At 70.0% G+C, this 12,567-nt stretch carries 8 protein-coding genes; 3 read left to right on the plus strand and 5 right to left on the minus strand.

The genetic code is table 11. From position 1 onward, the window contains the following. Positions 1-33 precede the first annotated feature (33 nt). On the plus strand, positions 34-1,038 hold the full coding sequence (locus D187_RS06855) for a GlcNAc-transferase family protein (RefSeq protein ID WP_002631138.1): 1,005 nt from the start codon (positions 34-36) through the stop codon (positions 1,036-1,038). Positions 1,039-1,080: 42 nt separating this feature from the next. Beyond that, a complete protein-coding gene (locus D187_RS06860; RefSeq protein ID WP_002631139.1) occupies positions 1,081-2,577 on the plus strand; it encodes an RluA family pseudouridine synthase in 1,497 nt (498 codons plus the stop codon). 35 nt (positions 2,578-2,612) lie between these two features. Here D187_RS06860 and D187_RS06865 read toward each other — a convergent pair whose 3' ends face one another. The 4 genes from D187_RS06865 to D187_RS06885 form a co-directional block, all read right to left on the minus strand. Continuing rightward, positions 2,613-4,325, minus strand: coding sequence for a hybrid sensor histidine kinase/response regulator (locus tag D187_RS06865; protein WP_002631140.1), 1,713 nt, complete (start codon positions 4,323-4,325; stop codon positions 2,613-2,615). A gap of 75 nt (positions 4,326-4,400) precedes the next feature. Beyond that, positions 4,401-7,307 (minus strand): chemotaxis protein CheB, encoded by a 2,907-nt coding sequence (locus tag D187_RS06875; RefSeq protein ID WP_002631141.1) that lies wholly within the window; start codon positions 7,305-7,307, stop codon positions 4,401-4,403. 162 nt (positions 7,308-7,469) lie between these two features. After that, positions 7,470-8,804 (minus strand): replication-associated recombination protein A, encoded by a 1,335-nt coding sequence (locus tag D187_RS06880; RefSeq protein ID WP_002631142.1) that lies wholly within the window; start codon positions 8,802-8,804, stop codon positions 7,470-7,472. A gap of 166 nt (positions 8,805-8,970) precedes the next feature. Further along, positions 8,971-9,420, minus strand: a complete 450-nt coding sequence (locus D187_RS06885; RefSeq protein ID WP_002631143.1) for a GFA family protein — start codon at positions 9,418-9,420, stop codon at positions 8,971-8,973. A gap of 109 nt (positions 9,421-9,529) precedes the next feature. Here D187_RS06885 and D187_RS06890 point away from each other — a divergent pair, with 109 nt between their 5' ends. After that, positions 9,530-10,495, plus strand: coding sequence for a helix-turn-helix transcriptional regulator (locus D187_RS06890; protein ID WP_002631144.1), 966 nt, complete (start codon positions 9,530-9,532; stop codon positions 10,493-10,495). Positions 10,496-10,659: 164 nt separating this feature from the next. Here the strand turns inward: D187_RS06890 and D187_RS06895 are convergent, their stop codons facing one another. After that, entirely contained in the window at positions 10,660-12,552 is a 1,893-nt protein-coding gene (locus D187_RS06895) for a glycoside hydrolase family 5 protein (RefSeq protein WP_002631146.1), read from the minus strand. Between the last annotated feature and the right edge of the window lie 15 nt (positions 12,553-12,567).

Below are 12,567 nucleotides of genomic sequence, written 5' to 3' on the forward strand. Positions count from 1 at the left end.
CCGCCTCCCCGCTTTCTTGGGCTCTCCAAAGCAATGACATCCCCCGACCGCATCTTCGTCAGCATCGCCGCCTACTGCGACCCGGTCCTGCCCTTCACCCTGCACCGTGCCGTGACGACCGCGGCACGGCCGGAGCGGCTGCACCTCGCGGTGGTGGAGCAGACCGGGCCCGATGTCGCCCGCGTTCCCAGCCCCGGCGGCTCGACCCGCTTCAGCTGCGTCCGCATCGACCTGCGGGACGCGCGCGGCCCCTGCTGGGCCCGCGCCCTCGCCATGTCGCTCTACGATGGCGAGGACTGGTTCCTGCAACTCGACTCGCACATGGACTTCGACCCTGGCTGGGATGAGCGGCTGGTGGCCCAGGCGCGTGCGCTCGGCGCGCCGCAGCGCGGGGTGGCGCTCTCCTCGTACCCGAACGCGTTCGTCTTCGAGGGCGGCGAGCCCGTCCGCAAGCCCACCACCCAAGGGGTGCTGGCCCAAGTGGTCAGGCCGGGCAGTGTGTTCAACCCCGAGCACCCGGTGCTCATCTTCGAGGCACAACCGGTGGAGACCACCCAGCCAGTGCCGGGCTTCAATCTCGGCGCTGGCTGCGTGTTCGCGCCCGGGCGCATCGTCGAAGAGGTCCCGTACGATCCCTGGTTCTACTTCCACGGCGAGGAGCAGGCGTTCGCCCTGCGCCTGTACACGCACGGCTGGGACCTGTTCCACATGCCCGGCCTGCCCATCCACCACCTGTACAACGACGGCAAATCCGGCGCGCCACCCCGGGCGATGCACTGGGACGCGTCGCACGAGTCGCAGCGCGAGGTGAGCTGGTGGACGCTGGAGCAGCACTCGCGCAAGCGGCTGGCCGCCTTGGTCTCGGGGGCGCCGCTGGGGGTCTACGGACTGGGCAAGGTGCGCTCGGTCGCGGACTACGCCGCCTTCAGCGGGATCGACTACGCGGCGCGGAGTCTGGCGCCGTCGGCCTTCCTGCCGCGCGTGCCGCCGCCCGCTCAGGGCCTCAACTTCCAAGAGGGGCTCCTGGCTGGCCGATAACGTTCCCGCGCCCGGCGTCCCGGGGGCTCCCGCCAAGAGGGTATGGTGGGTCGTGGCGGAAGCTTCCGGAGCGGAACGAGCGACGTGTCGGATGACAGCGTGAGCGATGCGGACGTCCCACGGACCGTGACGTTCTTCGAGGGGCCGCCGGCTCCTGGGGACGTGCCTGCGCGCCTCGCGAGCCCCTTCGACCCAGGACCCCCGGGGCCGCTGGCCCGCCGCTCGGCGGAGGCGCTCCAGCAGCGCCTGCACCAGGAGCGCGCACGGTGGGAGTCGCTGTGGCGTCCCGGTGGCGGCAAGATGTTCGGGGTGCTGGTCGTCGAAGCACCCGGAGGGCGCCTCGGCTCGCTGTGCGCGTTCTCCGGAATGCTGGAGGGCGCCTGGAACGTGGAGGGCTTCGTCCCACCGCTGTTCGACGCGGCCGCGCGCGAGGCGTTCTGGCCGGCGGGGGAGGCGGAGCTGGCGGTGCTGGAGCAGCGTCACGCGCAAGCGCTTCACGAGGCCTCGCGTGAGCCGCGGATGGCGGCCCGGCGGGAGTGCGAGGCACGCCTCGCGGACATCGCCCACCTTCGTGCGGAGCGCTCCCGGGAGCTATGGCGGCGCATGGCCCACTGCTATGTGATTCCCAATGCGCGCGGAGAGCGCCTGCCGCTGGCCGCGCTGTTCGCGCCCCAGCCACCTCCTGGAGGCGCTGGAGACTGCGCCGCGCCCAAGCTGCTGGCGTTCGCCTATCGCCATCACCTCAAGCCCCTGGCGCTCGCCGAGTTCTGGTGGGGTGCGTCCCCGCTCAAGGGGACCCGGCGGTCCGGCGCGTACTACCCGGCGTGTGACAGCAAATGCGGCAAGCTCCTGCCGTACATGCTCGAAGGGCTCGCGGTGGAGCCCGCGCCCCCGCGGCCGGTGGCCATCCTCGAGGAGCCACGAGTCCTTCACGAGGATCCGTGGCTGCTCGTCATCGACAAACCCCACGGACTGCCTTGCGTGCCCGGTCGTCACTCGCCCGCACGGGACTCGGTGCTCGTCCGGCTCCAGCGGCGGTTTCCGGAGCTCTCCAGTTCCCTCTTCGTCCATCCGCTGGAGCCGGAGTCCTCTGGCCTCGTGTTGCTCGCGCGGGACTCCGCCACGCAGGCGTCCCTCCAGCGTCAATTCGCGCGCCGCGAGGCCGAGCATCGTCACGTGGCGTGGGTGGACGGCCTCCTCGGGGGTGAGCACGGGAGCGTCGAGCTTGCCCTTCGCGGCACCTCCACGGGCGCGCTCGAGGTGCTCGCCGATGGACTGCACGGCAAGCGGGCTGTCACGGAATGGCGCGTCTGCGGAGCGAGCGATGCCCGCACGCGCGTGCTCCTCTGGCCCCGGACCCGGCATCCGCTTCAGCTGCGCATCCACACCGCGCATCCGCTCGGCCTGGGCGCACCCCTCGTCGGGGATGTCCGCTTCGGCCGCGAGGACACTCGGCTGATGCTCCACGCCGAGGGGCTGGGCTTCACCCACCCACGCACGGGCGTGCGGCTCGATTTCGACTCGCCCGCTCCCTTCTAGGGAAAGGGACCACGACGCCATGCGACGGGCGGGGCTCAGGGTTGCTCGTCTGGGGTCCTCCAACCGCCTCCCGCCGCGGGTACCAGGCGCGGCTCGCGCAGGAGCACGGCGAGCAGCTTGTCGAGCTCCTGCTGCTGGAAGGGTTTGAGGAGCCGGGGGTTGGACACCCGCGCCAGGAACTCGCGGGCGTTCTGCGTGAAGGCGCCGCCGGTCATGAAGATGATCCGGGCGGTCAGCTCGGGCGTGGTGCGTGAGAGCTCTTCGTGGAACTGCGCCCCGGTCATCTCCGCCATCATGAGATCACACAGGATGGCGTCGTAGGCGGTGTCGTCGCGCAGGTGTTCCAGCGCGCCGCGCGCATCATGGAAGACCGTGACGTCGTGCTCCGGTTTGAGGAGCAGCCGGAGGGACAGCGCGAACAGGGGCTCGTCGTCCACGATGAGGAGCCGGCCCCGGCGAGGGGCTTCCCGGCGCGGGGGGGAGGGGGACGCCGCGAGCCCGGCTGGTGCCACCGGGAGGCGGACGCGGAACACGCTCCCCCGTCCCGGCTCGCTCTCCACGCTGAGCTCGCCCCCGAGCGCCCTCACCAGGCCATGGCTGATGGACAGGCCGAGCCCGATTCCCTTCCCCACCGCCTTGGTCGTGAAGAACGGGTCGAAGACGCGGCCGAGCAGCTCCGCGGGGATGCCTTGCCCCGTGTCCCGCACCTCGATGCAGACCGTCCGCTCCTCGGCCCAGGTGCTCAGGCGGATTTCATGCTGGTCCGCGTGGCCCTCTGGAATGGCCTGGGCCGCGTTCACCAGCAGGTTGAGGAACACCTGGCCCAGCCGGGCGCTGTCCGCGAGGACGTCCGGGACCTGCCCATACTCGCGCACCAGCCGGGCCCGGTGGCGCAGCTCCCCCGAGGCCATCTTCACGGACAGCTCGAGCACCTGCCTCACGTCGATGGGGCCCGGGGGTTGCTCGTCCGGGTGGGAGAAGGAGCCAAGGTCGCGCACGATGCCCTGGATGCGCTCGGCCCCGACCCGGGCATCCATCAAGTACTTGAGGAGGGTGTCGAGCTGCTTCGGCGCGGACTCGGAGGAACTCATGAGCTGGCGCGTGGCGAGCTGGAGGTTGCCGAGGACGAAGGCGAGCGGGTTGTTGAGCTCGTGGGCCACTCCCGCCGCGAGCGTGCCCACGGTGGCCAGCCGCTCGGTGAGGCTCAGGCGCAACTGCATCTGACGCAGCTCGGTGATGTCGATCAGGACCGTACGGCACAGCAGGCCGTGGGGCGCCCCACCGTCGAAGGGCGCGCTGTGGAGCCGGACCAGGAGCCGGTCCTCGCCCACCCGCAGCGCCAGCTCCGTGCTCAGCGTCTCACCCGAGAGGCACTGACGCACGTGATCGAGGAAGCGGCCCAGGTCCCGCGGTTCCACGAAGGGAGTGAGGGGCTGGCCCAGCAGCAGGGGACGCTCGCGCCGCAGCAGGCGGGCCCCGGTGAGGTTGAGCTCGCGCAGACAGCCCCGGCCATCCAGGCTCATGCAGGCCATGGGAGCGAAGTCGTAGAGGTCCACGTAGCGGCTGCGCGACTCCTCCAACTCGTGCTGGGTCTCCCGGAGCTCGCGGTTCTGCATCTCGAGTTCGAGCTGGTGTCGTTGCAACTCCCTGAGCAAGCGCTTGAGTTCGTTGGCCGCCAGGGGCGTGGAGTCCAGGGATTCCAACGCCTGCGCCAACTCGGCCTTGGACAGGCTCGCATACTCCGGCATGGATGCTCCCGGTGAGAGGCAATCTCTACCATCGATACGAAGGGGAGAGCCATCCCCCCCTCCCGCCGCCAGGGCTTATGTCTGCTCGGTGACGTCCGAGATGGAGAGCAGGATGCGTTGTGTTCCCAACTCCCGGCCGGAACTCCGGCGGGCGTTGAGCAGCATGCGCCGGTGGCCGATTTGATCGAAGTCGTGCTCCACCACGAAGTCGCGCAGCCGGGCGTTGCGCGGGAGGACCTCCTCCAGCAGCAATCGCAACTGGGGAATGTCCCACTGGCCATTGCCGAGCTGGTAGACGAGCTGGCCCAGGGTCCGCGCCTCGGTCACCTGGAAGGCCTCGTAGAAGGCGGGGTTGGCGGTGAGCACCCGGAGGTGGCCGTCGAGCACCAGGAACGGCTCGCGCATCGTCTCCACGAGGGCTTCCGCGTACTCCCTGGCCTGGTGGGCGTCCTCGAGGCTGTGCTTGAGCCGGTCGACGTCCAGCAGCGTCATCACGACGCCGTCGAGCTTGTTGTCCAACGTCTTGTAGGGGCGCAGCCGCAGCGAGTACCAGTGCCCGTCGCGAGCGCGCACCTCCCGCTCGAAGGGGGTGAGCTGGCGGGTGACCTGCGAGACCGCGCGCTCCAGGTCGGTCAGCTCGAGGGGGACGGGCAGGTCGAGCAGCGAGCGGCCCATGTCGCCGGCGCTCAGTCCGAGCACCTCCTGCGCCATGGGGGTGAAGCGGCGGATGCGCAGGTCGTCGCCCAGCATGATGGTGGCGATCTGCGTGCTGCCCAGCAGGTTGTTCAGGTCGCTGTTGAGCTGGCTGAGCTCGAGGTTGCGGTTCTGCAATTCCTCGTTGAGGGTGGTGAGCTCCTCGTTGGTGGACTGGAGCTCCTCCTTGGCCGTCTCCAGCTCCTCGTTGGTGGATTGGAGCTCCTCGTTGCTGGACTGGGCCTCCTCGTGGGCGGCGCGCAGCTGCTCGGAGGTGCTCTCCTGTTCCTGCAACAGCGTCTGCAGGTGCTGGCGGGTGGTGCGCAGCTCCTCGCGCAGCGACTCCAACTCCTGGCGGGTGGCGGCGCGCTGGCCGCGAACCTCCTGCACCCTGGCTCCGCGGGGCGCGGTGGAGGCGGGGGGCACCGGGGCCTCCTCGAAGAGGACGAGGTAGTAGTGCTCCCGGTTGTCCGAGGAGGCTTGCAGCAGGTTCACCTCGAGGTTGATGCGCCGCTCGCCCTCCCGTCCGGACACCCGCACCTGCTCCTTGCGCACCCGGCTGGTGCCCCGCTGGACCTGGCGGATGGCCGCGCGCAGTTCCAGCGCCAGGCCCTCGCGCGCCATCTTCAGCAGGTTCAAGCTCGCGGCTCCGGCAAGGGGCTCGAGATAGGGGCCGGTGTGCCCGCGGAAGTGGAGGATCTCCAGCGCGTCGTTGATGATGACACCCGGGGGCCCATACGAGGCGAGGACGAGCCGGTCCGCCTCCCGCTGGGGATCCTGCTCCGCCGCGCCGCGCCTGGACGGAAGGGGCGTGTCCTCGCGCCGCTCGGTCACCGGCTCCCGGTAGGTGAAGGAGAGGTGGGGCCGGTACGAGATGGACTTCTTGCGGTAGAGCTTGTTGCGCCGGTCCACCAGCGAGAAGAGATCCACCGAGGCGCCCACGGTCTCGGCGCTCCCCAGCAGGAGGCAGCCCCCGGGATTGAGGGCGTAGTGGAAGATGGGCAGGACCTTCTTCTGCAGCACCGGGTCCAGGTAGATGAGGACGTTGCGGCAGCTGATGAGATCCATCCGGGAGAAGGGCGGATCCCCCACCACGTTCTGCCGCGCGAAGATGCACAGGTCGCGCAGGGACTTGTGGATGCGATAGCCCCCCTCGCCGCGCACGAAGAAGCGGCGCAGCCGCTCGGGGGAGACGTCGGCGGCGATGGACTCGGGGTAGAAGGCGGCGCGGGCCTGGGCGAGTGCCGGTTCGCTCAAGTCGGTGCCGAAGGCCTGGATGGACGTGGTGGCGACGTCCTCGCCGAGGTACTCCAGCAGGCAGATGAGGAGCGAGTAGACCTCCTCCCCGGTGGAGCAGCCCGGCACCCAGAGGCGGAAGGGGCTGCTGGGGTCGCGGTCGCGGAAGCTCTCGGGGAAGACGTGCTGCTTCACGGCCTCGAAGGACTCCGGGTCCCGGAAGAAGCTCGTCACGTGGATGAGCAGATCCTGTCCCAATGCCTCGCACTCCTCGGGGTATTCCTCCAGATAGCGGGCATAGTCGGCGAGCCGGTCCGTACGCCGCAGGCGCATCCGCTGACCCAGACGCCGGTGGATGGTGCTCGACTTGTAGTGGGTGAAGTCCACCCCCGTCCGGGTGCGCAGCAGGTGGAAGACACGGGACAGATCCTGCCCGGACCCGTCCGAGGAGAAAGAAGGCGGAAGGGGCGGTGTGAAGGGCGCCTGGGGGCCATGGGCGAGCCGGGCCAGCGCCGCCGCGATCCCCTCGGCGGGCAGCACGTGCTCCACGCCGCCCGCGTCGATGGCGGCGCGGGGCATGCCATCGAAGTTCGCCGAGGCTGGCTCCTGGGCGAAGGTGGTGCCCCCGGCGCTCCGGATGGCGCGCAGGCCCCGAGCGCCGTCCGTGCCCGAGCCGGAGAGGATGACGCCGATGGCGCGGCCTGGCGCCGATTGCGCGAGGGAGCCCAGGAACTCGTCGATGAGGCGGGGCGGGCCCTGGGTGGAGCGGGTCTTGCCGAGGTGCAGCGTGTTCCGCTCGAGTGTCAGGCGGACGCCCGGCGGACCGACGTAGACGTGATCCGGCGTGAGCGCCAGCCCCTCCCGGGCCTCGAGCACGGGCATGGACGTGCGCAAGGCCAGCAGGGCGGGCAGGACGCTCGCGTGGTCGGGCGAGAGGTGCTGCACGATGACGAAGGCCATCCCGGTGTCGGAGGGCAGGGCCTCGAGCAGGGCCTGGAGGGCGGGCAGTCCTCCCGCGGAGGCCCCGATGCCCACCACGGGGAAGCGAGCCAAGGGGGCAACCCGTTCCACCTCACCTTCCCGCGAGGCGCTCCGGGGTTTCCTGGTGGATGGTTTCTTGCTCACGGGCTCCCTCGTCGCGCTGCCGGGCGCAGTGCTTCTATCACCCAGTGTGGAGGGCGTCAGAGGCGGGTGCACCCGGCGGCGCCGGAGTTGTCACTCGCCCCGGGACGCCTTGTCCTCGCGCCACCAGTGGCTCATCCGCTCGTGGATCTCCGCCTCGTGGCCTTCCTTGCTCGGCCGGTAGAAGACGGAGCGCTCGAGGGGCTCGGGGAGGTACGTCTGCCCGGGCACGTAGTGGTCCTTGTGGTTCCAAGGCGCCTCGTAGCCCTTCTTGTAGCCCAGCTCCTTCATGAGCTCGGTGGGGGCGTTGCGCAGGTGGAGCGGCGGGGCCGCGTTGGGGTGGGCCTCCACGGCCGCCAGCGCCGCGTCCATCGCCTGATAGCCCCGGTTGCTCTTCTTCGCCGTGGCCAGCAAGAGGGTCGCCTGGGCCACGAAGATGCGCCCCTCGGGCATGCCCACGGAGTGGAAGCCCTCCTCGCACGCGCGCACGATGCCGATGGCCTCGGGCATGGCCAGCCCCACGTCCTCCACGGCGATGACCTTGAGCCGGCGCCACAGCGCCACGTGGTCGCCCGTCTGCAGCAGCCGCGCCGCCCAGAAGATGGCCCCCTGGGGGTTGGAGCCCCGGCACGACTTCTGGAGGGCGCTCAAGAGCTCGAAGTGCTCGTCCCCGTCCTTGTTGTGCCGTGCCAGCCGGGTCCCGGTGGCCTGGAGGGCCGTCTCGCGCGAAATCTCCGCGCCGTCGGCGGTGAGCTGGGCCGCGAGCTCCAGCCCGCCCAGCGCCTTGCGCACGTCCCCTCCGCTGCCCTCCACCAGGACGGAGAGCGCCTCGTCACTCGCGCTCAGACGCCGGGCGCCCAGCCCCCGCTTCTCCTCGGAGAGCGCCCGCAGGAGCGCGGTCCGGAGGTCCGCGGGGGTGAGTTCGCGCAGCAGGAAGACGCGGCAGCGGCTGACGAGCGCGGGCCTCACCTCGAAGCTGATGTTCTCCGTCGTCGCCCCGAGGAGGATGAGCAGACCGCTCTCCACATGGGGCAGGGCCTGTTCCTGGACGTTCTTGGCCCAGCGGTGGATCTCATCCACGAAGACGACGGTGCGCCGGTGGTACTGGTTGCGCAGGCGCTCGGCCTCGGCCACCACCTCGCGGATGCGGGGGATGCCATCGGAGACGGCCGAGAGGATGACGAACTCCGCGTCGACGCTGGCCGCCAGCATGCGCGCGAGCGTGGTCTTCCCCACGCCCGGAGGCCCACCGAAGAGGCAGGAGACGATGGACTTGCGCTCGATGAGCTGGCGCAGGGGCGCGCCAGGGCCGAGCAGGTGCGACTGCCCGATGAACTCCTCGGGGGTGCGCGGACGCATGCGCTCGGCCAGCGGCGCGAAGCGGTTCACATCGACGGAAGCGGCGAACAGGTCGGGACCAGCGGGCATCGGGAGGCGGCAGCCTAACAAACGAGCTACTCCGCCTGAAGAAGACACGGGCCTCCGGGGACTTTCTCCCCGGGGCCCATGGTGTTTTCACGTGCCGCGTCCGTGCTCCACGGAAGGTGTCGAAGAATTCGTTTCGGTGGTCCTCCGCGCGCCCCCGGTCACGGAGCTACGCGCGGGCGTGCGCCGCGGGAGAGAACGGGCTCACGTAGGGCGCCACGGCGAGTTCCGCCCAGGTGTCGTGGAGCCCATCGAGGTAGCGCACCGGGGCGCCTGAGAGCTCCGCGCCATCCAGGCAGTTGAGGTTCACCCCGTAGAACGCGCCGCCCAGCTCCGGGATGTTCCCGTGCCCGAAGACGCGGATGCCGCACACCCCGCAGAAGTGGGCATGGATGGCCTCATGGCGCGAGAAGTCACGCAGCACCTCCTGGCCGGCCACGAGGCGGAAGGACTCCGGCTTCACGTTCATGCCCCACCAGGCCGTCTTGGTGCAGATGGTGCAATTGCACCGGGTCGTTCCGGCGCTCGGATTGAAGTCGGCCTCGAAGCGCACGGCGCCACACTGGCAGCTGCCCCGGTATGTCCGGACACCGGTGGAAGGGGAGGAAGCGGTCGTCATGGTGGGACTCCTGGAAAGGGGGCGCGGCGCTTTCGGGCTCGCCCCGGTGACGAGGAGAAGCTAGGAAGCCTCGCGGACAGATTCGGTCCGCGATTCGAGGAGCCGTCCCATGGTCCAGACCTCCGCCCGGCTGCTCAAGGTGCTGTCACTGTTGCAGTCCCGGCGCTTCTGGGCGGGCGGAGCGCTGGCGAGCGAGCTGGGCGTCACCGAGCGCAGCGTGCGCCGGGACGTGGAGCGGTTGCGGACGCTGGGCTACCCGGTGCACGCGACGGCGGGCGTGGGCGGTGGCTACCAGCTCGGTGCCGGGAAGGAATTGCCTCCACTGCCGCTCGAGGACGACGAGGCCGTGGCCGTGGCGGTGGGCCTGCGTGCCGCGGCGGCCGGTCCGGTGACGGGCCTGGAGGATGCGGCGGTGCGGGCGCTCGGGAAGCTGGAGCAGGTGCTGCCCAAGCGGCTGCGGCGCCGGGTGAATGCCCTGCAAGCCGTGAGCGTGCGGCTCGGGGACGCGGGGCCCACGGTGGATGCCGAGGCCCTGGCGGTGATCGCGAACGCCTGCCGGGATGGGGAGTCGCTGCGCTTCGACTACGCGGGCCGCGAGGGCGCGGTGAGCGCGCGGTGCGTGGAGCCCTACCGCCTCGTGCACACCCGCTCCCGCTGGTACCTGCTGGCGTACGACCTCGAGCGGGAGGGGTGGCGCACGTTCCGCGTGGACCGCATCGGCCCGGGCCCGAGGACGGGACGCGCCTTCAAACCCCGGCCCCTGCCGTCCGAGGACGTGGCCGCCTACGTGTCGCAAGCCGTCTCGACGGAGGTCTACCGCTTCCGCGCGCGGGTGACGGTGCATGCCTCGGCGCGGACGGTCTCCGAGCGCCTGTCCGGCGTCGCCGCCCGCGTGGAGGAACGGGAGGGGGAGCGGTGCCTCGTGCACACGGGCGCGGACAGCCTCGAGGCGCTCGCGTTCCACCTGGGTTTCATGGGTTTCGACTTCGAGGTGCACGAGCCACCGGAGCTCATCGAGCACCTGCGCCGCATGTCCGAGCGCCTCGCCCGGGCCGCTCGGGGAACACCGGGATGACGAGCGCGCCAACGCTGAACGACGCCATCGCCAGCGCCTTCGAGGAGCTGAACGGGCGCGGCATCGTCGCGATGGATACACGATGTCCGAGGGCTGGTTCGAGGTGGATGACCCAGCCCTCCGCCTGGACGGTCCGCGGGTGACTCGCGAGGCCCCGAGCGCTCTCAGTTGGAGCAGAGCACCACCGACGCGTAGTCCGTGAGCCAGCTCCGGCGATGCGCCACCCCGATGATGTATTGGTTGTCGGCGCACTGCCCCTTGTGCTTGCCCGCGCTCCAGTCGCCTCCCGAGTTCGATGCGCGCTGGTCTCCTCCCCAGAAGTCCTTCGCCGATCTGTTGTTGAGAGGGATTCCACCGGTGTTCTGCTCGCAGAGCAGGCCCGCCAGCTCGATCGTGAACGGGTTCGCCGTGGAGATGCCCACCGCGTAGGAGCCCGTGGGGCACTCGAACTTGATGCTCTGGCTGGCCCAGTCACCCGGGTAGCGCAGCGGTGAGACCTCCTGGGTGACCGTGTGGTAGCTCCCCGTGCCCTGCTGCGCGGGAACGGCTCCCGCGTTGGTGCAGAGGATGGAGAAGTTCTCGCTCACCCCCACCAGGCGGTAGCCCCGCGGACAGCTGAGCTTCGCCTTGCCCGAGTGCCAGTCGAAATCCAGCGAGTTGTTGTCCACGTAGTAGGTGGAGTCGCCGTCCTTCACGAGGACGGCCATCGCCAGGAAGCGCGTCGCATCCACGGCGCCTGTCCGCCCGTCCGCCCCGAGCAGTCGGCCCAAGGGGCCCGTCCCGAGCCGCCAGTCACCGCCGCGCACGCCATTCCAGTCCGGATAGCTCCACAGGCCGTAGGTCTCTTCCTCCCCCTGCACCGAGTTCTGGATCTTCGCCGCGTTGATGGCCCAGTAGGCCCAGTCGACGTCCTTGTCGATCAGGTAGTCCGCGAGGTGGTTGAACCACGCCCGGGAGTTGGCCGCCTGCTCGTTGTAGCCGACGCCGAACTCGCTCATCCAGACCGGCGCGGTGTACGCCTGATTCGCCTCGAGCACGAAGCCCCACTCCTGATCCAACGTGCCGTGGAGTGTTGCCTTGTCCATGTCGCTGTACTTCGGGCCGCTGCCCAGCGAGCCTCCCGACTGATTGGGCCCGGTGTAGCCATAGTTGTGCACGGCGTAGACGAGCTTGTCTCCGCGCAACAGGGCGACGGGCCGCTGCCTCATGGGCTTGAGCTGCGGGCGCGCTCCGTCCAGGAGTCCCCACCAGTTGACCGCCTCGACGACGATGAGCAGGTCCGGGTTCGTGCGCAGCAGCAGGTTGCCCATCGTCTGGGCCGCCATGTGCCAGTCATGCTGGTTGCGCATCCCCCAGTTGGGGCTGTCCAGTCCGTCCGGACGCACCTCGTTGCGCAGGTCGGCCCCGGCCACCCACTTGTTGCCCTGGTAGCGCGTCGCCAGCATCACCCAGTCGTCCTGCCACCGCTGCAGGGCCTGGCTGCTGTCCCAGAAGCCATTGCCATCCCAGCCGCAGCACCACATGGACTTCGTCGTGTGGTTGTTCAGGATGACCACCAGTCCCTGCCGCGTCAGCTCCGCCACGACGGCGTCGTAGACCTCGAGCGCCGTCTTGTTCAGCAGCTCCGGGTTCTTCGTGGTGTCGATACACGTGACGCCGTGCTTCTCCAGACACCGCTGCGCCGCGGGCTTGTTGTCATCCGGGTGCAGCATGTTGTTGGAGAACGGCAGCCGGACGGAGTTGAAGCCCAGCGCCTTCATTCCCGTGACGAGGTCCGACAGCTTCTGCTTGTCCAGGCCTCCCACCACCTCGAGCTGATCACTCGCGCCGAACCAGTTGAAGGACTTCAGCTTGAAGCGCTCTCCGCAGCGGTCGACGATGTACCGGCCCCGGGTGCTCAGCGGAACGCGCGGGCTGCACTGCGCCGCGGCCAGCCCGGCACCCTCGGGGCTTTCGCGGTGGCCTGACTCGGCGCCGGCCATTCCGGTCCGGGCCAGGGCGGCTGTGCCGGACAGGTGGAGTACCGCCAACATCAACAGCAGAGGACTGTTCTTCATCGGGTACGGCTCCTG

It is taken from the genome of Cystobacter fuscus DSM 2262 (assembly GCF_000335475.2).
GTDB lineage: Bacteria > Myxococcota > Myxococcia > Myxococcales > Myxococcaceae > Cystobacter > Cystobacter fuscus.

What these genes read in the sequence shown, in the direction of transcription:
- D187_RS06895 (WP_002631146.1), bottom strand. Translation starts at nt 12,552, where the DNA reads ATGAAGAACAGTCCTCTGCTGTTGATGTTGGCGGTACTCCACCTGTCC.
- D187_RS06885 (WP_002631143.1), bottom strand. Translation starts at nt 9,420, where the DNA reads ATGACGACCGCTTCCTCCCCTTCCACCGGTGTCCGGACATACCGGGGC.
- D187_RS06880 (WP_002631142.1), bottom strand. Translation starts at nt 8,804, where the DNA reads ATGCCCGCTGGTCCCGACCTGTTCGCCGCTTCCGTCGATGTGAACCGC.
- D187_RS06890 (WP_002631144.1), top strand. Translation starts at nt 9,530, where the DNA reads ATGGTCCAGACCTCCGCCCGGCTGCTCAAGGTGCTGTCACTGTTGCAG.
- D187_RS06865 (WP_002631140.1), bottom strand. Translation starts at nt 4,325, where the DNA reads ATGCCGGAGTATGCGAGCCTGTCCAAGGCCGAGTTGGCGCAGGCGTTG.
- D187_RS06860 (WP_002631139.1), top strand. Translation starts at nt 1,081, where the DNA reads ATGGTGGGTCGTGGCGGAAGCTTCCGGAGCGGAACGAGCGACGTGTCG.
- D187_RS06855 (WP_002631138.1), top strand. Translation starts at nt 34, where the DNA reads ATGACATCCCCCGACCGCATCTTCGTCAGCATCGCCGCCTACTGCGAC.